Here is a 25,648-nt window from a genome sequence, read left to right as displayed (position 1 = left end):
GTCGGCCGTGAAGCCGATGAGCGCCCGCTGGCCTCGCCGGCCGTGCGCAAACATGCGCTCGACCTCGGGATTCAGTTGCGTCTGGTGCGTGGCACTGGCCCGGCCGGCCGCGTATTGCACGAAGACCTCGACGCCTACCTGGCGCAAGGTCAGACGAACGCTTCGACCGCCCCCGCTGCTTACGCCCAGCGTACCGACGAGCAGCAAATCCCGGTGATCGGCATGCGCCGCAAGATCGCCCAGCGCATGCAGGACGCCACTCAGCGCGCTGCCCACTTCAGCTACGTCGAGGAAATCGACGTGACCGCCGTGGAAGAACTGCGCGCGCACCTCAACGAGAAACACGGCACAACACGCGGCAAGTTGACCTTGCTGCCGTTCCTGGTCCGCGCGCTGGTTGTCGCCCTGCGCGACTTCCCGCAGATCAACGCCCGTTACGACGACGAAGCGCAAGTGATCACCCGCCTCGGCGCGGTGCATGTCGGCGTCGCCACGCAAAGCGATATTGGCTTGATGGTGCCGGTGGTACGTCACGCCGAGGCTCGCAGCTTGTGGGACAGCGCTGCGGAAATCTCCCGTTTGGCCAGCGCCGCGCGCAATGGCAAGGCCAGCCGCGATGAGCTGTCGGGCTCAAGCATCACCCTGACCAGCCTCGGCGCATTAGGCGGGATCGTCAGCACGCCGGTGCTGAACCTGCCGGAAGTGGCAATCGTCGGCGTCAACAAAATCGTCGAACGGCCGATGGTGGTCAAAGGCCAGATCGTCATTCGCAAGATGATGAACCTCTCCAGTTCCTTCGATCACCGCGTGGTCGATGGCATGGACGCGGCGCAATTCATCCAGGCCATTCGTGGCTTGCTCGAACAACCCGCCACCCTGTTTGTGGATGCGTTTTGACTGGAGCAGTTATGCAACAGACTTTGAACACCACGCTGCTGATTATCGGCGGTGGCCCTGGCGGTTATGTGACGGCGATTCGTGCCGGTCAACTGGGCATCTCTACGATTCTGGTGGAAGGCCAATCGTTGGGCGGAACGTGCCTGAACATCGGCTGCATTCCCTCGAAAGCGCTGATTCACGTCGCCGAGCAGTTTCATCAGACCCAGCATCACAGCCAACATTCAGCGCTGGGCATCAGCGTTTCCGCGCCGACCCTCGACATCAGCAAAAGTGTCGAGTGGAAGGACGGCATCGTTGATCGCCTGACCACTGGCGTCGCGGCATTGCTGAAGAAACACAAGGTCCAGGTCATTCAAGGCTGGGCCAACGTGGTCGACGGCAAGACCGTTGACGTCGGCGATACGCGGATCCAGTGCGAGCATCTGGTGCTGGCCACCGGTTCGAAAAGCGTCAACCTGCCGATGCTGCCAATCGGCGGCCCGATCATCTCCTCCACCGAAGCCTTGGCGCCGAAAACTGTGCCCAAGCGGCTGATCGTGGTGGGCGGCGGCTACATCGGCCTGGAGCTGGGCATCGCTTATCGCAAACTCGGCGCCGAGGTCAGCGTGGTCGAAGCGCAGGATCGAATCCTGCCAGCCTACGACGCCGAATTGACGCAGCCAGTCAATGAGGCACTGAAGCAACTCGGGATAAAGCTTTACTTGAAGCACAGCGTGCAAGGCTTTGATTCTTCAAGCAATACGCTTCAGGTGTTGGACCCGAACGGCGACACGTTGAACCTGGAAACTGATCAGGTACTGGTGGCGGTCGGGCGCAAACCGAACACGCAGGGCTGGAACCTTGAAGCGTTGAATCTGGCGATGAACGGCTCGTCGATCAAGATCGATAACCGCTGCCAGACCAGCATGCGCAACGTCTACGCCATCGGCGACCTCAGCGGCGAACCGATGCTCGCGCACCGCGCAATGGCACAGGGCGAAATGGTTGCCGAGTTGATCAGCGGTAAATCCCGCGAGTTCAACCCGATGGCGATTGCGGCGGTGTGCTTTACCGATCCGGAATTGGTGGTGGTCGGCAAGACGCCGGACGACGCCAAAGCTGCGGGCCTGGACTGCATCGTCTCGAGTTTCCCGTTCGCCGCGAATGGCCGGGCGATGACCCTGGAATCGAAAAGCGGCTTCGTGCGCGTGGTCGCTCGTCGGGACAATCATCTGATTGTCGGTTGGCAAGCGGTAGGCGTGGGCGTTTCGGAGCTGTCGACCGCGTTCGGCCAGAGCCTGGAAATGGGCGCCCGACTGGAAGACATCGCCGGCACCATCCACGCCCATCCGACGCTGGGCGAAGCGGTGCAGGAAGCGGCGTTGCGTGCGCTGGGGCACGCGCTGCATCTGTAACCCGGGGGATTGATGGGGTCAGTGATGGCCTCATCGCGAGCTTGCTCGCGATTTTCGCAGGCGACTCGATTTATCTGCCAATCACCCAATAGTCCGGGCTGCGATTTAGGCCCGGAATGAAGTATTGTTGTCCCCATCCAAAAAAACGTCAGAAGCCTTGAACCGTTTCGACGGTTGTTCAGTGATAGAGGGTGTCATGGGTAACGAAAGCATCAATTGGGACAAGCTGGGTTTTGATTACATCAAGACCGACAAACGCTATCTGTCGTACTGGCGCAATGGCGAGTGGGACGCAGGCACCCTGACCGAAGATAACGTGCTGCACATCAGCGAAGGCTCGACTGCCCTTCACTATGGCCAGCAATGCTTCGAAGGCATGAAGGCTTATCGTTGCAAGGACGGCTCGATCAACCTGTTCCGCCCTGATCAGAATGCCCTGCGCATGCAACGCAGCTGCGCGCGCCTGCTGATGCCGTTCGTCGAAACCGAGCAGTTCATCGAAGCCTGCAAAGCCGTGGTGCGCGCCAACGAGCGTTTCATTCCGCCTTACGGCACCGGCGGCGCGCTGTACCTGCGTCCGTTCGTGATCGGCGTCGGTGACAACATTGGCGTGCGCACTGCGCCCGAGTTCATCTTCTCGATCTTCGCAATCCCGGTCGGCGCTTACTTCAAGGGCGGCCTGACCCCGCACAACTTCCTGATTTCCAGCTTCGACCGCGCGGCCCCACAAGGCACCGGCGCGGCCAAGGTCGGTGGCAACTATGCCGCGAGTCTGATGCCTGGTTCGCAAGCCAAGAAAGCCAACTTCGCGGATTGCATCTACCTCGACCCGATGACCCACTCGAAAATCGAAGAAGTCGGCTCGGCCAACTTCTTCGGTATCACCCACGACGACAAATTCATCACGCCGAAGTCGCCTTCGGTGCTGCCGGGTATCACCCGTCTGTCGTTGATCGAGCTGGCGAAATCGCGTCTCGGTCTGGAAGTGATCGAAGGTGACGTATTCATCGACAAGCTCTCGGACTTCAAAGAAGCCGGCGCTTGCGGTACGGCTGCCGTGATCACCCCGATCGGCGGCATCAGCTACAACGACAAGCTGCACGTGTTCCACAGCGAAACCGAAGTCGGCCCGGTCACCCAGAAGCTCTACAAAGAGCTGACCGGTGTGCAAACCGGCGACGTCGAAGCGCCAGCGGGCTGGATCGTCAAGGTTTGATCTGACGCCAGTTACCGAAAAGCCCCTCATTGCTTTGGTGATGAGGGGCTTTTTTATGCGTGCTGAAAACTGCTTTTCCGCAGGAGCGAGGCTTGCCCGCGAAAGCGCTGTATCAGTCAAATTGATTTTGGCTGTGCCGGCCCCTTCGCGGGCAAGCCTCGCTCCTACGGTAAGTCGTTATTCCGAATTCACCGCAGAACCGCGCTCGCCATCGCCCAGCGCAATGCGTTTGCCGCCCCTGCCCTTGATGCTGCTGGCCTGCCCGTCCTGCTGCTTGCCGGTTCGTGCCTGAGTGATCAGCCCGGGAATCAACGCGCCTTCCGGCAGATTCTTCCAGAACCGCGCCGGTAAATGGCCCTGCATGACCTTCGGGTTCAGCCGCGCCGGGTTGAAGATGTGGCTGTAATAAGTCAGCCACATGTCGCCGTGCGGATCGTCGACGTTCTGCGCCAGTTTTTGCCATTCAATCGGGCACTTACGTTCGTGGATCAACTGTTCGCCATCGTAATAAACCCCGTCGCGTGGCGTGGCGATCAACCAGCGGTGGCGGCCCATACGACCGATGAAGTGCTCACTCGCGCTGTGCAGAATGTCGTGGGCTGCTTCGTGCCACGCCACGTATTGCGGACCTTCGACGTTTGGCGGCCGCTCGACGAAACGCACGAACGCATGCAGGTGATGGGCCTCGCGCTGCACTTGCTTGATCCGCCGCTGCAATTCGCTGCCAAGCTTGTCGCCGGCAAGCATCGCCGTGCGATCGCCATGGCTGACTCGCCACAACACTTCGTAAAGCAGGCTCCAGCGCTGATCACCGCGATAGCGTGAGGCGCTTTCGAGAATGCCCAGCAGCGCCATGGGAATACGCGCCTGGAACGGCCCTTGGCCCTCTGGCGGCGAATCATCGCTGGCGAACAGGTCGGCAACACCTTCCGAGGCCCAACTGACCAGACTCGGATCAACCTCATGGCTGAGCAACCAGCGCGCCTGCTGGCGCCAGATGTCGAAAAGGTCGTCGCAATCGAGGTTGATCATCCCCACAAGCCCATTTGTTGCGGCTGCGGCCGGTCACGCAGTTGCTGATAAAGCAAATGGCTGGTGACTTCCGACTGCTGCGGGTGGTAATCGCTGGTGATGAAGAACGGTTTGGCTTTGGCCAACACGCAACGCATGCGCGCCAGGTCTTCATATCGAATACGCCGCTGGCGGCGCAGCTCCACCAACCGCTCGGTGGTGCGCAAGCCAATCCCCGGAATACGCGCGATCAACGACGCTTCGGCGCGATTCAGGTCCAGCGGAAATACCTCGCGATTCTCCAGCGCCCAGGCCAGCTTCGGGTCAATGTCCAGCGCCAGATGCCCCGGCCCCTTGAACAGCTCACCAGCGGTAAAGCCATAGCTGCGCAGGAGGAAATCCGCTTGATACAAACGGTGTTCACGCATCAGCGGCGGCGCCGCGAGCGGCACACTTTTCGGGCTGTTGGGGATCGGACTGAACGCCGAGTAGTAAACCCGCCGGAGCTTGAAGTTGCCGTAAAGCGCCTGGGCGCCGTGCAGGATAGTGCTGTCATCGGTGTCGTCGGCGCCGACAATCATCTGCGTGCTCTGCCCGGCCGGGGCAAACTTCGGCGCGCGAGGCTCGTTCAGCACAGTCTGCTCGCCGGTATAGATGGTCTGCATCGCTTGTTTGATCGAGCCCAGTTGTTTCTCCGGCGCCAGGGTTTGCAGGCTGGCATCGGTGGGCAATTCGATATTGACGCTGAGGCGATCGGCATAACGCCCCGCTTCTGCAATCAATGCTGGATCGGCTTCGGGAATCGTCTTCAAATGAATGTAGCCACGGAACTCGTGCTCTTCGCGCAACAGTTTGGCTACACGGATCAGTTGTTCCATGGTGTAGTCGGCGGAACGAATGATCCCCGAACTGAGGAACAACCCGCTGACGCAATTGCGCCGGTAGAAATCCATGGTCAGCGTCACCACTTCTTCTGGCGTGAACCGCGCCCGAGGTACATCGCTGGAGCGGCGATTGACGCAGTACTGGCAATCGTAGAGACAGAAATTGGTCAGGAGGATTTTCAGCAGCGACACGCAGCGCCCGTCCGGCGTGTAGCTGTGGCAAATGCCCATGCCATCGGTGGAACCCAGCCCGCTCTTGCCTTCGGAGCTGCGCTTGGGCGCGCCACTGCTGGCACAAGACGCGTCGTACTTGGCGGCGTCGGCGAGAATGCTGAGCTTGTCGATGAGTTCCATGAGGCGAGCCTTTTACTGTTCAGATATACAGTATAGACTCGGCTCCCGACGCACAACCCGGCAACCGACCCTTCCGTCGGACCGGATGAAATCGGCGCATGGACCGATTCCTCACTAAACTAGCCGCGTGCGAATGCCCCCGACAGGTATTAAGACCATGAACAAATTCTGGCGAAAGTATCTGGCCTTGCTGGACACCGACTTCACCACGCAGGTGTTCGACAACATCAAGAACCTGCTGGTCTGCGCCTTGTTATTCGCGGCGGGCACCAATGCCCTCGACAGTAGCCATCACCTATACATGGGGCTGCTGGCCTCGGATCTGGCGGGTTGGGCGCTGATCGGCTTGTCGGCAGTGTTGATGCTGCTCAACGTCAGCGATGGCATGCGGCGATTGTCGCGGCTGCCCTACCACACGGCGTTTCAGGTGATTTTGTTTCTGATTTATCTGGTGTTGGCGATTCGCGTGGTGGAAATAGTCTGGGATTTTCGGGCTTAGGACAGCGTTTGTTCCGCTTCAGGCATGTGCGCGCAAACCGTCGGCGCTGACCGCGCAAGTCCGCGACTTGGCAACACTTTCTCCTCCACGAACAAGGCTGCGCCCCATGGACCCGATCATCGCTGCGACTCACGCCGATCCTTATCCGTATTACGCGCAACTGCGCGCCGAGGGTGGACTGGTTTTTCATCAGCAATTGCAGCTTTGGGTCGCGAGCAGCGCCGCCGCCGTCGCCGCGGTGCTGGCGCATCCCGACTGCCACGTGCGCCCGTTCGCCGAGCCGGTGCCGAAGGCAATTGCCGATGGCGAGGCCGGTGAAGTGTTCGGTCGGCTGATGCGAATGAATGACGGCCCGCGCCAGCAATGTCCGCGCGCGGCAGTCGAGCCCGTCCTGGCGATGATTGATCAGGACGAAGTACGCGCGCTGGTTCGCGCACGACTGCTCACTGCGGACGCCGACGGCCTGAACAAAGCGATGCTGCGTGACCCGGTGTGCGTGGTCGCAGCGCTGCTCGGATTTACCCCCGATCAGGGACGGATGATCAGCGATTTGACAGCCGACTTCGTCGCTTGCCTGTCACCGCTGAGCACGACGGCGCAACTGGCGGCGGCGCATTCGGCGACTGAACAGTTGCGCGGGTATTTCATAGAGTTGCTTGAAATTCCGGGCGTGCACAGCTCGCTGCTGACGGGCATCAGGCAGCGGGCCGCCGATCTGGATCGAGAGACACTGACCGCTAACTTGATCGGGCTCTGTTCGCAAACCTGCGAGGCGACGGCCGGGTTGATTGGCAATGCGTTGGTGGCATTGATTCAAAACCCGCAGCTGCCGGGTGGCGCCGACGAATTTCTAGCCGAAGTCCAACGTTTCGATCCGCCAGTGCAAAACACTCGTCGATTCGTCGCTGCGGCGTGTGAAATTGACCGCGTCAGCCTGGCGCGCGGGGACACGATTCTTTTGTTGCTAGCCTCCGCCAATCGCGACCCGTTGCTCAATGAACAGCCCGACACGTTCCTGATCGACCGCCCGAACCGTCGCAGCTTTAGCTTCGGCGCAGGTCGGCATCAATGTCCCGGGCAATTGCTGGCGCTGACGATTGCGAGTGCCACCCTGACGCAGATTTTGGCGATGAAGCCAGCGTTGGAACGGTTGTCATGGGTTTATCGGCCTTCGCTGAACGGGCGGATTCCGGTTTTCCATTGGTTTGAATGAGCAAGACAGAATCTGGGCTCAAGACCTGTGTCTGAAATACATCAACAATGACGTCGAATCTGTCGCGACTGCCGCCATCACTGCGCTCGGTCATATAGCCCGCAGGCATGGTGAACTGGATATGAAAGCAGTGAAACCTCTTCAGTCAGCGGGGTTTCGTCATTCACGCCACCACTGATCAATCATCGCGCGTCAGCACTTCCAGCAATTCAATCTCGAAAATCAGGTTCGAATTCGGTGTGATTGCGCCCATGCTGCGCTCGCCGTAAGCCAGATGTGCCGGCACCAGCAGCTTGCGTTTGCCGCCGACCTGCATGCCCATGATTCCCTGGTCCCAGCCCTTGATCACGCGCCCGGTGCCGATCACGCACTGAAAGGGCTTGCCACGACTGTAGGAAGAATCGAACTCGGTTCCGTCCTCCAGCCATCCACGGTATTGCGTGGTGATCAAAGCGCCTTTTACCGCAGCCTTGCCATCACCCAATTCGAGATCGATTACCTGAAGTTCTTCGTTCATTGCCCACACTCATCTGTTCTGTTTTGTTCATTAGCCGCAAGGGCTGAATGGGCGCCGTTTTCCCAGAATTTTGCGGAGTTGCCAACTGTCTTGAGGAGTGGTTTCTGTGAAGGAATTCTGCGCGCCGAGCCGAGCGATGGGAAAACGACTGCCCGGCGCGCGCTAACGGTCAGCGTCAAGCGTGCGCCGGAACAATTGATTCAGGGACTAACGCTCAACCGGCCGAATATCCACAATCGTCCCGTTGGTGATCATCACCATCATGTACTTGTCATTGATCTGCACCCACTGCGAATCAGCCTTTGGTGATTGCAGACCTTTTTCTTTCCAGTTTTTCAGGGCTTTTTCGCTGCGCTGGTAGATGTCCGGGGCGCGGTCGCCGACTTCCAGGGTGCGTTTGTTGTTGACCCCGGGCTGCACGGTTTTTTGCGGATTGTCCGCCGCTTGAACGATTGGAGTGACTGCGGCGAAGCCTGCGACGAGGGCGAGGCTGGCGATAAGGGTTTTGCTTGTCATCGGTAAACCTCTGGGATGTCTGGGTACTGAAGTTCGGACTGCGCGCGCGGCAAATCATTCCTTGCTGCGCTGATCAAATTTGCCGGAACAACGCGCCTGGCCGATCAAAGCATGACAAGTCATTGATCCGTTTCACGCATCAATACATGCCAACAATGCAATTAACATATCGATGACCCTGCTCCACTATCCGCCCCAATAAGAACCGTGCGCCGCTGCAACGAGGCGCACGTCATAAGAGCGGTGGAGACACATCAAATGACAGCAGCAATTCCTTCCGGTGGTTCGCGTGCCGGGGCGATTTTCCGAGTGACCTCGGGCAACTTCCTCGAACAATTCGACTTCTTCCTTTTCGGCTTCTACGCCACGCAGATCGCGGCTGTGTTCTTCCCGGCCAGCAGCGAATTCGCCTCCCTGATGATGACCTTTGCGGTGTTCGGCGCCGGGTTCCTGATGCGGCCATTGGGCGCCGTGGTGCTCGGTGCATACATCGACGATGTCGGGCGGCGCAAGGGTTTGATCGTGACGTTGTCGATCATGGCCAGCGGCACCATTTTGATTGTGCTGGTGCCCGGTTACGAGAGCATCGGCCTGTTTGCCCCGGCGATTGTGTTGATCGGTCGCCTGCTTCAGGGCTTCTCGGCGGGCGCGGAAATGGGCGGTGTGTCGGTGTATCTGTCGGAGATCGCGACGCCGGGCAACAAGGGCTTTTTCACCAGTTGGCAGTCGGCCAGTCAGCAAGTGGCGATCATTGTCGCCGCAGGGTTGGGCTATGGGCTGAACCAGTGGATGGCGCCGGCGATGATTGCCGATTGGGGCTGGCGGATTCCGTTTTTCGTCGGTTGCCTGATCGTGCCGTTCATCTTCTTCCTGCGCCGTAACCTGGAAGAAACCGAGGAGTTTGCCGCGCGCAAACACCGCCCAAGCATGGGCGAGGTGTTTCGCACGCTGGCGCAGAATTGGGTGATTGTGTTTGCCGGGATGATGATGGTCGCCCTGACCACCACCGCGTTTTACCTGATCACCGTGTACGCGCCGACCTTCGGCAAAACCGTGCTGCACCTGAGCACCGCCGATGCGTTGCTGGTGACGTTGCTGGTGGGGGTTTCGAACTTTTTCTGGTTGCCGATTGGCGGCGCGTTGTCCGACCGCATCGGCCGGCGTCCGGTGCTGATCGCCATGGCGCTGCTGACCCTGGCCACGTCTTATCCGGCGCTGACGTACCTGGTCAACGCGCCGAGTTTCCTCAACATGCTGCTGGTGTTGCTGTGGTTGTCGTTCATCTATGGCTTGTACAACGGCGCGATGATTGCCGCCCTCACCGAAATCATGCCGGTAGAGGTGCGGGTCGCCGGATTTTCCTTGGCGTACAGCCTAGCCACGGCGGTGTTCGGCGGTTTCACCCCGGCCATGTCGACGTTGCTGATCGAGTACACCGGCGACAAAGCCGCGCCCGGTTACTGGATGAGTTTCGCCGCACTCTGCGCGTTGTGCGCGACGCTGTTTCTGTATCGCCGTTCGACTGGTCGCCTGCAACCGGCTCTTTCGTAATCCTGACTTTTCGAGAATCAACTGATGAACAAACTATTCAACTTCGCCGCGCTGGCCCTGATCGCCAGCCTCGGATTGAGCACCGTTGCCCAGGCTGAAGAGCTGCGCGTGATGACCTCGGGCGGGTTTACGGCGGCCTACAAAATCCTCGGCCCGGAATTCGCTGCGGCCACCGGCCATACTTTGGACTCCGCGCTTGGCCCCTCGATGGGCAAGGCACCCGAGGCGATCCCCAATCGTCTGGCGCGCGGCGAAAAGGCTGATGTGGTGATCATGGTCGGTTATGCGTTGGATGAGCTGATCAAACAAGGCAAGGTCGACCCGGCCTCGCGAGTCGAACTGGCGGATTCGCGGATCGGTCTGGTGGTGCGCAACGGCGCGGCGAAACCCGACATCAGTTCCGAAGCGGCGTTGAAAAAGACCCTGCTCGACGCGCAATCGGTGGCGTATTCCGATAGCGCCAGCGGCGTGTATATCGAGCAGCAACTGTTCAAGCGCCTGGGCATCGAGGACCAACTCAAACCCAAATCGAAGATGATCGCGAAAATTCCGGTCGGCTCGGTGGTTGCCACGGGCGACTATCAATTGGGTTTCCAGCAAGTCAGCGAATTGCTGCCAGTACCCGGTGTGAGTTTTGTCGCAAAGATTCCGGAATCGGTGCAGTCGGTGACGCGTTTCGCTGCGGGCATTCCGGTCGGCGCGCAACATCCGGCGCAAGCCAAGGCCTTGCTGAGCTTCCTGGCCTCCCCGGCCGTTCAGCCGCAAGTGCAGAGCACCGGGCTGGATTCGGTAAGTCGTTGAGCGTCAGTCGTTGAGCGTTGCCGGCTGAACTTTCATTTCGACCACCAGACGTTCCAGTTCCAGGGCTGCCGGGGTCAAGGTGCGACCCCGGCGCTTGATCAGCCCGACGCTGCGCATCACTTGCGGATCGGTCAGCGGCACGCGCGTGAGGATTGGATGATCCTCGGCCGGCATCGCCATTAGCGGCACTGCGGCTACGCCCAGTCCGGCTTCGACCAATCCGATCATGGTCGTGACGTGGCGGGTTTCGCAGATGCTCGGCCGCTGCGGCACCACGCCGGCCAGCGCCTGGTCGAGCAGAAAACGGTTGCCGGAAGTCTTGTCGAGCGAGATGTAATCCTGCCGATAAAACTCGTCCCACGTCACGCTGCGGCGCCCGGCCAACGGGTGATCGCGGCGGCAGGCGACCACGTAGCCTTCTTGCACCAAGGGTTCGAAATCGACTTCGGCCTCCAGCGTGCCCATAAAACTCAAACCGAAATCCGCCTCGCCGTTGACCACGGCGCTGAGTACGTCGTGGGCGCTGGAATCGAGGACTTTGACCTTGATTCGGGGGAATTGCCGATGGTAACGGGCGATCACTCGCGGCATGAAGTAGTACGCCGCCGACGGCACGCAGGCGACCGTGACGTGACCCAGCCGGGTCGAGGCGACTTCGCTGATGCCTAACAGCGCCACGTCCAGATCATCCAGCAAACGCTCGACGCTGGGGATGAAGCCGCGCCCGGCCTGGGTCAGGCTGACCTTGCGCGTGGTGCGCTCGAATAGTTTTACCCCTAACGCTGCTTCGAGTTTTTCGATGCGCCGGCTCAGCGCCGGTTGGGAGATGCGCACGGTATCGGCAGCCTTGCGAAAGCTGCCCTGCTCGACCACCGCGCGGAAGGCTTGCAGATCGTTGAGGTCGAAATTGATCGCCATGGTGCGCACTCGAAGCAGACAGACTGATCAGCTTATCCTATGAATGTAACCAATTGATGCAGAATGTGCCGAAGGTTGGGTTGGCTGGAGAGTGCCTTCGCGAGCAGGCTCGCTCCTACAGGGGAATGAGGTGGCGCTGGCGAATGCGCAGCTGACGCCTGCGGCCTCAGCCTTTATCCTTGTCGCCCCCGCCGTATCGAGTCGTTGGAGTTTTTGTCATGCCCCATGAAGGCAACTTGTTGCAAGCCGCTGTCGTGTTTCTGTTCGCGGCGGTGCTCACCGTGCCGTTGGCCAAACGCCTGCAATTGGGTGCGGTGCTGGGTTACCTGTTTGCCGGGGTGATTATCGGGCCGTCGGTGCTGGGGTTGATCGGCAACCCGCAAAGCGTCAGCCATATTTCTGAGCTGGGCGTGGTGTTGCTGCTGTTTATCATTGGTCTGGAGTTGTCGCCACGGCGTTTGTGGGTGATGCGCAAATCGGTGTTTGGCGTCGGGCTGGCGCAGGTGCTGCTGACCGGTTCGGTGATTGGCGTGCTGGCGTTGTTCGTGTTCGGCCAGCCGTTGAACAGCGCGATCGTGTTAGGCCTGGGCCTGGCGCTGTCCTCCACTGCATTCGGCTTGCAAAGCCTGGCCGAACGCAAGGAACTGACCAGTCCTCATGGGCGATTGGCCTTCGCGATTCTGTTGTTTCAGGACATCGCCGCGATCCCGCTGATCGCCATGGTGCCGCTGCTCGCCGGCGGTGATCACACCACCACGGCCGCTGAAGATTTGAATCACGGTTTGCGTGTGCTGGGCAGTATCGCCGTGGTGGTGATCGGCGGACGATATCTGCTGCGCCCGGTGTTTCGCGTGGTGGCCAAGACCGGCCTGCCGGAAGTGTCGACCGCCACCGCGTTGCTGGTAGTGATCGGCACCGCGTACCTGATGGATCAAGTCGGCGTGTCGATGGCGTTGGGCGCGTTCCTCGCTGGTTTGCTGTTGGCGGATTCTGAATACCGTCACGAACTGGAAGCGCAGATCGAACCGTTCAAAGGCTTGCTGCTGGGTTTGTTCTTTATCAGCGTCGGCATGGGCGCCAACCTGAGCCTGCTGCTGAGCGCGCCAATCACCGTGCTCGGGCTGACGCTGTTGCTGATCGCGATCAAGTTGCCGCTGCTGTTTGTAGTTGGGCGCCTGGCCGGTGGGCTGGGCAAAGTCAGTGCGATTCGTCTCGGTATCGTCCTCGCGGCCGGGGGTGAATTTGCGTTTGTGGTGTTCAAGATCGGGCGCGATCAAGGGCTGTTCGAGCCACGTTTGTACGACATGCTGGTGCTGACCATCACCCTGTCGATGGCGGTGACGCCGCTGTTGCTGCTGCTGTGCGCGCGGCTGTATTCGCCGAAAGTGCAGCCCGTGGTGGTGCCGGAGAAATTCCGCGAAATCGACACCGACGCGCCGCGTGTGGTGATTGCCGGCATGGGCCGGATGGGCCAGATCGTTGCGCGTATCTTGCGCGCGCAGAACATCAAGTTTGTTGCGCTGGACACCTCGGTGGAAACCATTGAACTGTCGCGCAGCTTCGGCGGTGTGCCGGTGTTTTACGGCGACCCGATGCGCCCGGAAATCCTCAGCGCGGCGAAAGTCGAGCAAGCGGAATATTTCGTCATCGCCACCGACGATCCGGACACCAATATCAAAACCGCTGAGCTGGTGCACAAGCTCTACCCACACATGAAAATCATCGCTCGGGCGCGTAACCGTCAGCACGTTCACCGTTTGGTCGATCTGGGCGCAGAAGCGGTGCGGGAAACCTATTACTCGAGCCTGGAAATGAGCCGTCGCACACTGGTCGGGTTGGGCCTGACGCAAGCGCAGGCGGATGCGCGGATCAAGCGTTTCAAGCATCACGACGAACAGGTGTTGGAAGCCCAGCATGCGATCTACGACGACGCCGCCAAAGTCCTGCAAACCGCCCAGGAAGCCCGGGCGGAGTTGGCCAGATTGTTTGAGTCGGATCAATTGGAAGAGCAGGAATCGGGCAAGGTTTAAGCCGCAGGCGATCAACAAATCCTGTTCACGGGCAGGCTCTCTCCTACCAAGGATTTGAGCCTTCCCGTGTACCTGTGGGAGCCGAGCTTGCTCGCGATGGCGCAGTGTCAGTCAGCGCAATATCAGCTGGGCCACCGCTATCGCGAGCAAGCTCGGCTCCCACAGTTCATCAGGCCAGTTCCAGTTCTTTGTTTGCGACTGCCGCCCTGGCTTGAAAGCGATCCGCCGAAAACGGTGTGATGTCCAGCGGCAGCGGTTCGTTGTTGATCAGCTTGTCCAGCAACACCCCGGTAATCGCCGACGTCAGAATGCCGGTGCGGAAATGTCCGCAGGCATTCAGATAGCCTTCCACCCCGTTCATTGGCCCGAGAATCGGCAACTCATCCGGCGAGCCCGGACGCAATCCGGCCCAGGTGCGTTTGAGGTTTACCTCGGCCAGCTCCGGAATGCAGCGCACCGCGCCTTGCACCAATCCGGCGATTTCCGGGTAGGTGGTGGTGACGTCGAAGCCTTTGTCCTCGGTGGTGCTGCCGATCAGGATCTCGCCGTTGTCCTTCTGCGCCACGTAGCAATCGCTGGTGGTCAGGCAGCCGCGCAGAATCTTCGGCATGCGCTCGGTCAGCAGAATCTGACCTTTGACCGGGTTCACCGGAATCCGGATGCCGGTGGCCTGCTCGCTCAAATCCGCCGCCCAGGCACCCGCCGCGTTGATCAGCGTGTTGCAGTGAAACACCCCGGCCTCGGCGGTTTGCACCCCAGTCACCCGCGAGCCGTGATGCAGCACGCCGGTGACGTTGGTGTTGAAGTACATATCGACACCATTCTGCCGCGCACCTTCGGTGTAGGCATCGGCGAGGCGAAACGGGCTGACCTGGTGATCGCAAAGAAACTCCAGCGCGCCCCTCGCCTCATGGCTGACGCTTGGCTCGGCCTCGCGCAGTGCGGCTTGATCGAGCCAGCGCACTTGTTCGGCCAGATGCGGAATGCACGCCACGATGTGCTCGGCGTAGAGCCGATCTTCGTCGTCGTAAATCACGAACTTCAATCCGGTTTTCTCGAACTTGAAATCCATCCCGTGGTTGTCCTGCAACTCTTTGTGCAGGGCCGGGTACAGCGCGTTGGACTGCAAGGCAAAATCGAAGAACGACTGCGGCAGGATGTGCGGCGTGCTCGAATCGACCACCACCGCCGAACCTTGGGCTTCGCGTTTGCGATTGGCCGACATCATGCGGAAGAAAATCACCCCGCAGCCCAAGCCGACCGACTCCCCAATCGCCCACAAACCGCCCGCCGATGCGCGAGTCGCGTTGCCCGGACGCTTGGCGTCGATCAGCGCCACTTTGAGGTTTTTGCGTTTGGATAATTGATAGGCGCAAGACGCACCGATTACACCGCCACCGGCGATGACCACGTCGTAGAACTTACTCATGATCGGCGCCCTCCGTGGCGGCGTTGTGGAAAGCGGAAAACGGGATCGGGTCGATCGGAAAGCGCGGGCGCAACCAGCCAACGTCCTGGCGTCCGGTGGCTTCGCGCAAGCGGTCGCTGCAGTAGCCGACGCACATGCGCCCCTGGCAATCGCCCATGCTCACGCGGGTGCGCATTTTCAGGCTGGCCATGTCTTGCACGCCTTGCTGCAGCGCGCGGTCGATGTCGGCGCGAGTCGCGTGTTCACAACGGCAGATCACCGTTTCGGCAGCAGGCAATGCGGTCTGCCCGGCGCCGCGCTCGGTGTAACGATCGACCGCCGCGCGGAAACGCACAATCGACTTGAGTTTCGCCAGGTAGCGGTCACGCCGCAGCAACGCCAATTGCGGGTCCAGCACCTCGCGCTGCAGCAGTATCGATGTCGCGGCAATTCGCCCGGCGAGCATTGCCGCTTCACCGCCACGAATGCCGCCCATGTCCCCGGCCAAGTGCACGTGCGGCTCGTTGCTCTGCTGCCAGATGTTCGACTGGGCGCGCAGGTAACCGTCGTCGCTGAACCCGTGGTTCAGGCCCATTTGCTGACTGAGTTGAGTGCGCGGGATAAACCCGTAGCCGACCGCCAGGGTCTGCGCGGTAATGGTTTGTGCACGGCTCAAATCCGCCGTCCAGTCGCGCGAATACGGCGCGACGGTGACGGATTGCAGTTCGTTGTCGCCCTGCGCCTCGACCACGCCCCAGCCGTAGAACATAGGGATGCCGTGTAATTTGAGGAACGCGAGCATGCTCAGGCCATCGAGAAACAGCTGCGGTTTGTTCAGCAGCGCCAGGCTTTCGCGGGCAATCTTGCCAAACGCGCACGCCTCGTAAACCCCCGCCACAGTGACCCCGGACGCGTGCAACTGGCACGCCACCAGCGGCAACAACGGCCCGGTGCCGGTGATGACCACCGGACCTTGCGGCTTGACCACGCCGCTCTTGATTTGCAGTTGCAAACCGCCAAGCAGAATCACCCCCGGCAAGGTCCAACCCGGAAACGGCACACTGCGTTCGTGGCAACCGGCAGCAAGCAACAACTGCGGATACTCGATCTCCTGCAAACGTTCTTCACCATCCAGCACCACCAGCGCCCGCGTGCCTTCGGCGCCGACCACCCGATGGTTGAGGCGCACATCGATCAGGCCGGATTGCTCCTGAAAGTCGCCATGCAATTTGCCCAACACTTCGCAATACCGTGGCCCGAGGTAATCGAGCTGAACGCCGTCACGCAACGGTCCGCGATAGACCACGCCACCAAGGCGCGACGCTTCTTCGAGCAAGGTACACCGCACGCCGTGCCGGGCCAGTTCAATGGCCGCAGACATGCCCGCCGGGCCACCGCCGACGATCACCGGTTGCAGGCTCATAAAACCTCCTGCTCGGGAATGCGATTGACTTGGGTTTCAACGGTCATGCCATCACGAACAATGGTCTGGCAGGCGCGGCGCTTGTGCCGGCCGTTGATTTTCACCAGGCAGCATTGGCACACGCCCATGCCGCAATAGGCGCCGCTGATTTGATCGTGATCGTTGCGAGCCACTTGGCGAATGCCGAGGGATTGAATGACCGTCAGGACGGTCTCGCCGACGGCAGCGCTGACCGCTTGGCCGTTGATGTGCAAAGTCATATCCGCGCGCACCAGCGGCTGGATATCGAAGGTTCTGTCTGAGGGTTGCATTACGTGATTCTTCCGTGAAAGTTTCAGGTGGATTTTGTCAGCTCCAAGCTGCACTACACCTTGCCGAACAACTGATCCGCGAAAAACGCGCAGGTCTGCACTGGTACTCCGACAGCGCATCAGCTGCGCGCCAATGCACTGTAGTTGAAGCTGCAGCGAGGGCTTAGTCTTTTACGTTAAGCGATATTTCATTGCGAAATATTGATCCACGCCATTGAACCTGCCCCGCTACCACCCGCTCGTCAGTCGGAAAATACGAACTGGCCCTTGATCTTTTTCGGGCCGATGAAACCCAGGTCAGGGAACAGCAGGTTTTTCATGTACGCCACGAAAAACACCATTGCCAAAGTGATCGCAGCACCGATCAGCACGGACACCGGGTCCTCGGAAAAATCCTTGAACAGACGTGGGAACTGGCTGAGGGAAAGGATCACGTAGACCGTGTAGAACTGCGCTTTGACGGTGTAGAAACCGTAGGCGAACAGCAGCGGAATACCGGCCGCGAACAGGGTAAAAAACAGCGTCGCAATCGGCCCGATCATCATGCCGAGGAAGAACCCGGCAATCGCGCCGAGCACCGCCTGGGCAATCGTCAGCGCCAGCAATATTTTCATTTTGCCTTGGTGCTGCGCAGTACGCGCCGGGTCCGGGTGCGCGCCAATCCAGTAGGCCAGCACCCGATCCTTGACCGCGCCACCGGAAAAGGTCTTGAACGTTTCGGTTTTCGAGCGACCGGCATCCAGCATCGCCACGAGTTGCCGTTTGATTTCCTTCTTGTCCAACGTGTTACTCCCTGATACGACAAAAATAATGTAGGGGCGAGCCTGCTCCCACAAGGATACATCGGGTTACATAGTGCCCCAAAATGCAAAAAGCCGCTTCTACCAAGGGCAGAAGCGGCGGAGGCATGAGCCTCGTAAACGTTATTGCATTAAACGGATCAGTGCATGAACAGCGCGATCAGAATGATGATCGGGATCGGCACGCCGAGAAAGAACAGAAGTAGTGAGCGCATGGTTATTTCTCCTTGATTAGCGAACTGGTGGCAGCGAGTTGGTGGTCACGTAGGCGTCGGATTCCAGATACACCACGGCATCCCGACGACGACCGCCGAAAGTAGCTGCGAAACTGGCGAAGAACGCACCGGCCAGCAGCGCAACGAACATCCACAACGCGGTCCAGGCAGCAATTTTGGCGGCGGTGTCGGCAGCTTGTTGAGCAGCAACCTTAGCGTCGGCAACGGCTTTCTGGGCACGGGCGTAGACTTCGTCAACCCGGCGCTCGGCATCTGCCTGAGTCAGGTTGGTACGTTGGGCAACCAGTTGTGCGAGGTAGGTACGATCTTCCGGCGACAGGCCTTCATTGCTCAGGCTGCGCACGAAGATGCGGGTCACGGTGCCACGTGCAGCGTCATCGCTGACGGCAGCTGGACGATCATCGCGGAACAGGCTGTCGATGAAGTAACCGTACTGGTCGCTGTCAGTATTGGCAGCGGCTGTGCCTGCAGCTTGGGTCATTGCACTTGCGGCGCCACCGGCAACGCTTGCACCGGCCTGTACACCACCGCTGACGATGCTGCTGACCGAACCGACGATCAGCGTCGCGGCCACCAGAGTCGCCACACACCATGAGAGGAAGCCATGCGCGGTGTCGCGGAAATACACTTCATCGCCGTGCATGTTGGCCCATTTCACACGAAGACGACCGGCAATGTAGCCACCGAGCCCGGAAGCAATAATCTGCGTTGCGGCCAGCCAGACGATTGTGGAAATGCCCAGGCCTTTGGCGCTGACGCCCTCGTTGGCCCACGGTGAAACAGCCGAGAAGCCCAGACCGAAGCCGAGCAGCACCAGAATCAGCGATAACGCCGCTGCCGCAGCAGCCCCTGCGAAAATCGCGCCCCAGGACACGCCCGAGAGCGTGCTCGATTCATCTGCGGCAGCGTAATAACCCTCAGAAGATCTATTCATTATTGTTCAGCTCCAGGCATGAAAGATGGTGTTACAACTTGTTGTCAGGAGAGGAATTGCAGGCAGCGTGCCAGTCGTCCGAATTTAATAATTCGTTGTAAATCAAAAGGTTAAAAAATCAGATGTTCTGAGGACCATGCAATTTGCAAGAGTTGCTTAATATCAGCGGGTTTTATGCATTGGACGGCAAGCGCGAATCCGGTGTTAAGCGCCCTACTTGCGCTTGTAGCTTTTATTACCGCTTGGGGTCAGGCGAAACCTGCGCCCGCAGCTGATCTCCCAGCAACATGAAAGTTAATTTAATTAGCCGCGCGCATTTCTTGGCAAAATGCCCGCATTCTGTAACGAACCGCACAGCAGGCCGCCCTTATGACGCGCATTTTGACCATCGAAGACGACGCCGTGACCGCCCGCGAGATTGTCGCTGAGTTGAGCAGCCACGGGCTCGACGTGGATTGGGTCGACAATGGCCGCGAAGGCCTGGCGCGCGCGGTCAGTGGCGATTACGACCTGATCACCCTCGACCGCATGTTGCCGGAGCTCGATGGCTTGGCCATCGTCACCACGCTGCGGACCATGGGCGTGGCCACGCCGATCCTGATGATCAGCGCGCTGTCCGACGTTGATGAGCGCGTGCGCGGCTTGCGCGCTGGCGGCGACGATTACCTGACCAAGCCGTTCGCCACCGACGAAATGGCCGCGCGGGTCGAAGTGTTGCTGCGTCGGCAGAACACGGTCAGCGCCCAAGCCACCACGCTGCGGGTGGCGGACCTGGAACTGAATTTGATCAGCCACGAAGCGAGCCGCAACGGCGAATTGCTGACGTTGCTGCCGACCGAGTACAAACTGCTCGAATTCCTCATGCGCAACACCGGGCAGATTCTGTCGCGGATGATGATTTTCGAGGAAGTCTGGGGTTATCACTTCGACCCCGGCACCAACCTGATCGACGTGCACATCGGCCGCTTGCGCAAGAAGATCGATCCGCCCGGCAATGTCCCGTTGATCCGCACCGTGCGAGGCTCGGGGTATGTCATTGCTGAACCCCTATAAAGGCTGGCGTTCCTCCAGCAGCCGCTTGCTCGCGCTCTACAGTTCACTGTTTGTGGCGTGGAGCGCGATCCTCATGGGCGTCATGTATTACGAGGTTTCCGGCTACCTCGACAACCTCGCCAAACACTCGTTGATGCAGCGCCAGCACTTGTTTTCGCGCTTTCAGGGCGAGCAATTGGTCGACGCGCTCGGCGCCAGCATGATGTTTGATATTCGCGGCATCGACGCCTATGGCTTGTTCGATGCCGAGCAGCGTTACCTCAGCGGCGCCCTGCGCGAGATGCCCGCGGAATTGCCGTTGGACGGGCGGATTCATATGCTCTCCAGTTGCGCCGAATCCGACGACCCGACCCTGCCCGCCGACAGTTGTGATGCAGTGGCTACGCGCACATTGGATGGGCGTTGGCTGGTGCTGGTGCGCGACAACGGTTCGCTGTTTGCGGTGACGCAAATCATCCTGCACGCGTTGTTTTGGGGGGTGTCGCTGACGATCCTGCCGGGCATCGCCGGCTGGCATCTGTTGCGCCGCCGGCCGCTGCGGCGGATCCGCGCGATCCAGGCCAGCGCCGAGGCCATCGTCGCCGGCGACCTGACCCATCGCTTGCCGCTGTCGAACCGCCGTGACGAACTGGACATGCTCGCCGCCATCGTCAACGCCATGCTCGAACGCATCGAACGCTTGATGAACGAAGTCAAAGGCGTGTGCGACAACATCGCCCACGACCTGCGCACGCCCCTTACACGGTTGCGCGCTCAGCTGTACCGGATTCAGCAACAGGCCGACGACAGTTCGCCGCTGGTGCAGCAACTGGATTCGGTGCTGGCTGAGGCCGATACGCTGATGGCGCGCTTTCGTGGGTTGTTGCGGATTTCCGAACTGGAAGATCGGCAGCGGCGCTCGGGGTTTGTGCAGCTTGATCCGAGGCCGTTGCTGCAGGAACTGCATGACTTTTATCTGCCATTGGCGGAAGAAGGCGAACTGGTTTTCCAGCTGCAACTGCCGGAGTCGCTGCCGTCATTGAACGGTGATCGCGCGTTGCTGTTTGAGGCGATTGCGAACCTGTTGAGCAACTCGATCAAATTCACGCCGCCGGGTGGCGAGGTGATTTTGCGTGGGCTGAATGAAGGCGGACATACGCGCATTGAAGTGTTGGATTCCGGACCGGGAATTGCGCTGGCGGAACGCGAAGCGGTGTTTCGACGCTTCTATCGCGCGGAGGGTGGCAATCAGCACAGCGGGTTTGGTTTGGGATTGTCGATCGTCGCGGCAATCGTCAGCCTGCACGGCTTCACCCTCGACGTCGGCACCAGCGAACGCGGCGGCGCACGGCTGGTGCTTGATTGCCGACAAAACCTCATCGCCCAGACCTGACGAAACCGCCGTGGGAGCAAAGCTTGCTCGCGATGGCGGTGGGTCTGCCAGGTGGGTGTCATCTGACAGGCTGCTATCGCGAGCAAGCTCAGCTCCCACAGGTTTTTTTGCTGAGTCCGGATTTGTGGCTTAACACCAATCCCTGTGGGAGTGAGCTTGCTCGCGATGGCGGTGGGTCAGTTGAAAATTGTGGTGACTGACCCACCGCTTTCGCGAGCAAGCTCTGCTCCTACAGGTTTTTTTGCTGAGTCCGGATTTGTGGCCTAACACCAATCCCTGTGGGAGTGAGCTTGCTCGCGATGGCGGTGGGTCAGCCAATTTGGTGTCGGCTGATAGACCGCTATCGCGAGCAAGCTCAGCTCCTACAGGTTTTTTTGCTGAGTCCGGATTTGTGGCCTAACACCAATCCCTGTAGGAGTGAGCCTGCTCGCGATGGCGGTGGGTCAGGCAATTTGGTGTCGGCTGATAGACCGCTTTCGCGAGCAAGCTCAGCTCCTACAGGTTTTTTGGTTGGGATCGGGATTTGGGGTTTGGCACCAATCCCTGTGGGAGCAAAGCTTGCTCGCGATGGCGGTGGGTCAGTCAGTTTGGCTTCAGCTGACAGACCACTTTCGCGAGCAAGCTCAGCTCCTACACGGTTGGTTTTAGGCCGGGTAGTTCGCGCGCAGGGCTTCGAGGCCGCCCTTGTAGATGCCGTCGAACAGCGCTTCCACTTCGGCATCGGTCACGCCTTTGGCGTTAAAACGACCGGACCACGTTACCCGCGCGCCCTGCCCTTGCGCTTCTACGCGCAATGTCGCCAGGTAATCGGTCGCTGGGAACGGCGCTTGTTCAATCGAGTAGCTGTAGGTTTTTGCCGCGTTGTCGAACGTTTGCAAACGCTCGACGACCACCGCGCCGTCCGCCGTTTGCAGGGTGCGCACGCGCCCGCCTTCACTCAGTTCACTCTTGGGAATGAACGGCAGCCAGTTCGGCAACGTGTCGAAGCCGCCGATCAATTGCCACACTTCGTCGGCCGAAGCCGGGATGTCGATAAACGCTGATGCAGTTGCCATAAATGATTTCTCTCGATGAATTCGGGTTCAGATTGCCATGCTGTCGACGACGCCGCCATCCACCCGCAGGGCGGCGCCAGTGGTTGCCGAGGACAGAGGCGATGCAATGTAAGCGACCAGATTCGCCACTTCGGCGACGTCCGCGACGCGCTGGATGATCGAGCTTGGCCGCGCCTTGCGGACAAAAGCGTCGGCCTCTTCGCGGGCGCTGCGGCCGGATTCGGCGGTGGCGTCCTTGAGCATTTCTTCCAGACCATCCGTGAACGTCGGGCCAGGCAAAATCGCATTGACCGTCACACCAGTGCCCGCCAGGCGTTTGGCCAAGCCATGCGACACCGCCAGGTTGGCGCTTTTGGTCACGCCGTAGTTGATCATGTCCGCCGGGATCGCCACGCCGGATTCCGAGGACAGGAAGATCACCCGGCCCCAGCCGTTGTTGATCATCTGCGGCGTGTAATGCCGCGCCAGTCGCACGCCGGAGATCACGTTGACTTCATAGAAGCGCGTCCATTCGCTGTCCGGCGCGTCGAAGAAGTCCACCTCGTTGAAGATCCCAAGGTTGTTGACCAGGATGTCGGCGTGCGGTTCGGCGGCGAAGAGTTTTTCGGCGCCTTCGGCAGTGCCGAGGTCGGCGGTCAGGCCCCGCAATTGCGCGCCCGGCACGTCGTGGCGAATGCTCGCCAACGCCTGATCAACCTTGGCCGAGTCGCGGCCGATCACCACCACCGTCGCGCCGGATTCGGCCAGTGCCTTGCTGATGCCCAAGCCAATGCCAGCGGTGCTGCCGCTGACAATCGCGAGTTTTCCAGTCAGATCGATTTTCATGCTCAAGCTCCAATGATCGGCAGTGGCGCGCGTTCGGAAATCAGCTTCGAATCACGCAATGCCTGCCAGAACGCCGCAGGAATCACTTCGTTCAACGCCGCGACATCTTCGGCAATCCGCTCGGGACGGCTGGCCCCAGGAATCACCGCAGCGACCGCCGGGTTCGCCAGGGAAAACTGCAACGCCGCCGCTTTGATGCTGACGCCGTGAGCCGCGGCGATGCGCTTGATTTGCTCGACTTTGTTGATAATTGCCGGGCTGGCTTGCTGGTACTCAAAGTGCGCACCGCCGGCGAGGATGCCCGAGCTGTACGGACCGCCGACGACGATTTCAACGTTTTGCGCCAGTGCCGACTCCATCAAACGCTGCAACGCGCGGTCGTGGTCGAGCAACGTGTAGCGGCCGGCCAAGAGGAAACCGTCCGGCTGCGCTTCGGTCAGGTCGAGGGTCAGTTCGCAAGGTTCGACCTTGTTCACGCCCAGGCCCCAGCCCTTGATCACGCCTTCTTCACGCAAACGGGTGAGCACTTTGAACGCGCCGGTGCGCGCCTGATTGAAGTATTCCAGCCATTGATCACCGTAGAAATCCTGGGCGATGTCATGAATCCAGACAATGTCCAGGCGATCGGTTTGCAGACGCTTGAGGCTGTCTTCAATCGAACGCAGGGTCGCGTCGGCGCTGTAGTCGTTGACGATTTTGTTCGGCCGGCCGTGTTCGAACACGCCGCTCTTCTCGCCCAGATCGCGCGATGCGGTGTCTTCGATTTCATCGAGAATTACCCGGCCAACCTTGCTGCTGAGCACGTAGTCGTCGCGGTTGTACTGGGCCAATGCGGCGCCCAAGCGAATTTCCGAGAGGCCCGAACCGTAGAACGGCGCGGTGTCGAAGTAGCGCACGCCAGCATCCCAGGCAGCGTGCACGGTGGCTTGCGCTTCTTCTTCAGGGATGGCGCGGAACATGTTGCCGAGTGGTGCGGTGCCGAAACCCAGCGCGCCGGGCAGTTTGTCTTTCAAGCTCATGGGTGATTCCTCTGTGTTGAGGGTCAGCTCTTGTGACCGTTGAGCCGATCGTAGATTGCGAGAGTCGGACCGTCCAAGACATAATGCGCAGCACTTGAGTCCCCAGAGGTCTGACATGATCGACATCCGCCAATTGCGCTACTTCGTCGCCGTCGCCGAGGAAGAACACGTCGGTCGCGCCGCCGAACGTTTGCACATTTCGCAATCGCCGCTGAGTCGGCAGATCGCTCAACTCGAAGAGCGGTTGGGCCTGACGCTGTTCGAGCGCAGCCAGCAGCGCATTCGCCTGACCCGCGACGGCCAGACGTTTCTCGCCGAAACTCGCGCCTTGCTGACCCACGCCAACCGCCTCGAATCCTTGGGCAAACGCCTGGGTCGTGGCGAAGAAGGCGGTTTGTGCATCGGCTATATCGAGAACGCCATGCACGCCGGCGTGCTGCCGAATGCGTTGCGCGTGTTGCGCGTGGATCGGCCCAATGTGCACGTCGCGTTGTACAACCTCAGCTCCGCCGAACAACTCGAAGGCCTACGCCAGCGTAGTCTGGATATCGCTTTGGTCAGTGAACCGCCCGTCGCCGATGACCCGGATTTGTTGGGTTTTCAGGTACTGGACGACCCGATGCTGCTGGCATTGCCGGAGCATCATCCGTTGGCCCAGCAGCCAACTTTGCGCGCGGAAGACCTCGCTGATCAGGAATGGATTGGCGTGCAGCATCGGCAAAATTGCGCGAGCCGCGAAGACTTTATCAGCGCCTGTATCCGCGCCGGTTTTACCCCGGATATTCGTATGGAAGCGACCGAGCCGTTTACCGCGCTGGGGCTGGTGGCGTCGGGGCTGGGGATCGCGATGATTCAGAAAGGCTTGAGCCGCAACGCCCCGCCGGGCGTAGTGTTGCGAGACGTGCCGTGGATTTCGTTCACCACACCCTTGTGGGCGGCATGGCACCGGATCAACCTGCGACCGCTGGTGGAAACGTTCCGCAAAGTGCTGACTGAACCGGTTTCGTCGAACGACTGATCAACATGAAGCCTGCGTCCCTGCGAAGATCCCTCGTAGGAGCCGAGCTTGCTCGCGAACGCGGTGGGTCAGTGACATTAAACTGGCTGACCCACCGCCATCGCGAGCAAGCTCCGCTCCCACAAGGATGGGTGGCACCACACCAATTTCGCTACTCACAAAAATCCCCTTGTAGGAGTGAGCCTGCTCGCGATAGCGGTGGGTCAGTGACATAAAACTGGCTGACCCACCGCCATCGCGAGCAAGCTCGGCTCCCACAAGGATGGGGGGCGCAACACCAATTTCGCTACTCACAAAAATCCCCTTGTAGGAGTGAGCCTGCTCGCGATAGCGGTGGGTCAGTGACATAAAACTGGCTGACCCACCGCCATCGCGAGCAAGCTCGGCTCC

25 protein-coding genes are annotated in these 25,648 nt (G+C 60.0%); 11 read left to right on the top strand and 14 right to left on the bottom strand.

What is annotated here, in order from left to right:
- From BI292_RS26505 to BI292_RS26495, 3 genes are all read left to right on the top strand, one after another.
- The coding region (locus BI292_RS26505) for a dihydrolipoamide acetyltransferase family protein (RefSeq protein WP_101209731.1) at positions 1–897 on the top strand (897 nt) is incomplete at its 5' end.
- Positions 898–908: 11 nt separating this feature from the next.
- Positions 909–2,294, top strand: coding sequence for a dihydrolipoyl dehydrogenase (lpdA, locus tag BI292_RS26500; protein WP_101209730.1), 1,386 nt, complete (start codon positions 909–911; stop codon positions 2,292–2,294).
- A 196-nt stretch (positions 2,295–2,490) separates the two neighbouring features.
- Positions 2,491–3,510 (top strand): branched-chain amino acid aminotransferase, encoded by a 1,020-nt coding sequence (locus tag BI292_RS26495; RefSeq protein ID WP_101209729.1) that lies wholly within the window; start codon positions 2,491–2,493, stop codon positions 3,508–3,510.
- 177 nt (positions 3,511–3,687) lie between these two features.
- Here the strand turns inward: BI292_RS26495 and BI292_RS26490 are convergent, their stop codons facing one another.
- Both BI292_RS26490 and BI292_RS26485 read right to left on the bottom strand, forming a co-directional pair.
- Positions 3,688–4,542, bottom strand: a complete 855-nt coding sequence (locus tag BI292_RS26490; protein WP_101209728.1) for a TIGR03915 family putative DNA repair protein — start codon at positions 4,540–4,542, stop codon at positions 3,688–3,690.
- On the bottom strand, positions 4,539–5,759 hold the full coding sequence (locus BI292_RS26485; protein ID WP_092269698.1) for a putative DNA modification/repair radical SAM protein: 1,221 nt from the start codon (positions 5,757–5,759) through the stop codon (positions 4,539–4,541). The genes BI292_RS26490 and BI292_RS26485 overlap by 4 nt, the downstream gene beginning before the upstream one ends.
- A 157-nt stretch (positions 5,760–5,916) precedes the next feature.
- Here BI292_RS26485 and BI292_RS26480 point away from each other — a divergent pair, with 157 nt between their 5' ends.
- Positions 5,917–6,258, top strand: coding sequence for a hypothetical protein (locus BI292_RS26480; protein ID WP_101209727.1), 342 nt, complete (start codon positions 5,917–5,919; stop codon positions 6,256–6,258).
- A 106-nt stretch (positions 6,259–6,364) separates the two neighbouring features.
- Positions 6,365–7,471, top strand: a complete 1,107-nt coding sequence (locus BI292_RS26475; RefSeq protein ID WP_101209726.1) for a cytochrome P450 — start codon at positions 6,365–6,367, stop codon at positions 7,469–7,471.
- Positions 7,472–7,649: 178 nt separating this feature from the next.
- Here the strand turns inward: BI292_RS26475 and BI292_RS26465 are convergent, their stop codons facing one another.
- Together BI292_RS26465 and BI292_RS26460 are read right to left on the bottom strand one after the other, a co-directional pair.
- Positions 7,650–7,988 (bottom strand): FKBP-type peptidyl-prolyl cis-trans isomerase, encoded by a 339-nt coding sequence (locus tag BI292_RS26465; RefSeq protein WP_101209725.1) that lies wholly within the window; start codon positions 7,986–7,988, stop codon positions 7,650–7,652.
- Positions 7,989–8,195: 207 nt separating this feature from the next.
- Complete coding sequence (locus BI292_RS26460) at positions 8,196–8,504, bottom strand: RcnB family protein (protein WP_101209724.1); 309 nt, start codon at positions 8,502–8,504, stop codon at positions 8,196–8,198.
- A gap of 258 nt (positions 8,505–8,762) precedes the next feature.
- Here BI292_RS26460 and BI292_RS26455 point away from each other — a divergent pair, with 258 nt between their 5' ends.
- Together BI292_RS26455 and BI292_RS26450 are read left to right on the top strand one after the other, a co-directional pair.
- Positions 8,763–10,055, top strand: a complete 1,293-nt coding sequence (locus BI292_RS26455; RefSeq protein WP_101209723.1) for an MFS transporter — start codon at positions 8,763–8,765, stop codon at positions 10,053–10,055.
- A gap of 24 nt (positions 10,056–10,079) precedes the next feature.
- Positions 10,080–10,856: a substrate-binding domain-containing protein gene (locus tag BI292_RS26450; RefSeq protein WP_101209722.1), complete on the top strand. Its 777-nt coding sequence runs from the start codon at positions 10,080–10,082 to the stop codon at positions 10,854–10,856.
- A 3-nt stretch (positions 10,857–10,859) separates the two neighbouring features.
- On the opposite strand, the gene BI292_RS26445 is transcribed toward BI292_RS26450, so the two are convergent.
- Positions 10,860–11,774: a LysR family transcriptional regulator gene (locus BI292_RS26445; RefSeq protein WP_101209721.1), complete on the bottom strand. Its 915-nt coding sequence runs from the start codon at positions 11,772–11,774 to the stop codon at positions 10,860–10,862.
- Positions 11,775–11,992: 218 nt separating this feature from the next.
- On the opposite strand from BI292_RS26445, the gene BI292_RS26440 reads away from it, so the two are divergent.
- A complete protein-coding gene (locus BI292_RS26440; protein WP_101209720.1) occupies positions 11,993–13,804 on the top strand; it encodes a monovalent cation:proton antiporter-2 (CPA2) family protein in 1,812 nt (603 codons plus the stop codon).
- A gap of 169 nt (positions 13,805–13,973) precedes the next feature.
- Here the strand turns inward: BI292_RS26440 and hcnC are convergent, their stop codons facing one another.
- The 5 genes from hcnC to BI292_RS26415 form a co-directional block, all read right to left on the bottom strand.
- The gene (hcnC, locus tag BI292_RS26435) at positions 13,974–15,233 is read right to left on the bottom strand and encodes a cyanide-forming glycine dehydrogenase subunit HcnC (protein WP_101209719.1); all 1,260 of its coding nucleotides are present in this window, start codon (positions 15,231–15,233) and stop codon (positions 13,974–13,976) included.
- On the bottom strand, positions 15,226–16,635 hold the full coding sequence (gene hcnB, locus BI292_RS26430) for a cyanide-forming glycine dehydrogenase subunit HcnB (protein WP_101209718.1): 1,410 nt from the start codon (positions 16,633–16,635) through the stop codon (positions 15,226–15,228). Before hcnB ends, hcnC begins: the two co-directional genes overlap by 8 nt.
- The gene (locus BI292_RS26425; protein ID WP_092269730.1) at positions 16,632–16,946 is read right to left on the bottom strand and encodes a (2Fe-2S)-binding protein; all 315 of its coding nucleotides are present in this window, start codon (positions 16,944–16,946) and stop codon (positions 16,632–16,634) included. The genes hcnB and BI292_RS26425 overlap by 4 nt, the downstream gene beginning before the upstream one ends.
- Before the next feature lie 242 nt (positions 16,947–17,188).
- Positions 17,189–17,728: a hypothetical protein gene (locus BI292_RS26420; RefSeq protein ID WP_092269734.1), complete on the bottom strand. Its 540-nt coding sequence runs from the start codon at positions 17,726–17,728 to the stop codon at positions 17,189–17,191.
- Positions 17,729–17,977: 249 nt separating this feature from the next.
- Positions 17,978–18,916 (bottom strand): hypothetical protein, encoded by a 939-nt coding sequence (locus BI292_RS26415; RefSeq protein WP_092269737.1) that lies wholly within the window; start codon positions 18,914–18,916, stop codon positions 17,978–17,980.
- Between the two features lie 369 nt (positions 18,917–19,285).
- On the opposite strand from BI292_RS26415, the gene BI292_RS26410 reads away from it, so the two are divergent.
- The gene (locus BI292_RS26410) at positions 19,286–19,969 is read left to right on the top strand and encodes a response regulator transcription factor (RefSeq protein ID WP_092269740.1); all 684 of its coding nucleotides are present in this window, start codon (positions 19,286–19,288) and stop codon (positions 19,967–19,969) included.
- The gene (locus tag BI292_RS26405) at positions 19,947–21,341 is read left to right on the top strand and encodes a HAMP domain-containing sensor histidine kinase (RefSeq protein WP_101209717.1); all 1,395 of its coding nucleotides are present in this window, start codon (positions 19,947–19,949) and stop codon (positions 21,339–21,341) included. Before BI292_RS26410 ends, BI292_RS26405 begins: the two co-directional genes overlap by 23 nt.
- Positions 21,342–21,985: 644 nt before the next feature.
- Here BI292_RS26405 and BI292_RS26390 read toward each other — a convergent pair.
- The 3 genes from BI292_RS26390 to BI292_RS26380 are packed head-to-tail and all read right to left on the bottom strand — an operon-like array spanning position 21,986 to position 24,240.
- A complete protein-coding gene (locus BI292_RS26390; RefSeq protein ID WP_092269748.1) occupies positions 21,986–22,396 on the bottom strand; it encodes an SRPBCC family protein in 411 nt (136 codons plus the stop codon).
- Positions 22,397–22,423: 27 nt separating this feature from the next.
- On the bottom strand, positions 22,424–23,221 hold the full coding sequence (locus BI292_RS26385) for an SDR family NAD(P)-dependent oxidoreductase (RefSeq protein ID WP_101209716.1): 798 nt from the start codon (positions 23,219–23,221) through the stop codon (positions 22,424–22,426).
- 2 nt (positions 23,222–23,223) lie between these two features.
- Entirely contained in the window at positions 23,224–24,240 is a 1,017-nt protein-coding gene (locus BI292_RS26380) for an aldo/keto reductase (RefSeq protein ID WP_092269753.1), read from the bottom strand.
- 115 nt (positions 24,241–24,355) lie between these two features.
- Between BI292_RS26380 and BI292_RS26375 the strand changes: the two genes are divergently transcribed.
- Entirely contained in the window at positions 24,356–25,258 is a 903-nt protein-coding gene (locus tag BI292_RS26375) for a LysR substrate-binding domain-containing protein (RefSeq protein ID WP_101209715.1), read from the top strand.
- Here the strand turns inward: BI292_RS26375 and BI292_RS29035 are convergent.
- Positions 25,259–25,648 (bottom strand): hypothetical protein (locus tag BI292_RS29035; protein WP_218563494.1); only part of this gene is annotated, 390 nt, incomplete at its 5' end.

The organism is Pseudomonas sp. 43NM1 (genome assembly GCF_002836905.1).
GTDB classification, from domain to species: domain Bacteria; phylum Pseudomonadota; class Gammaproteobacteria; order Pseudomonadales; family Pseudomonadaceae; genus Aquipseudomonas; species Aquipseudomonas prosekii.
The sequence above is the reverse complement of the archived record's forward strand: the minus strand, read 5'-3'. Positions and strand labels throughout refer to the sequence as shown.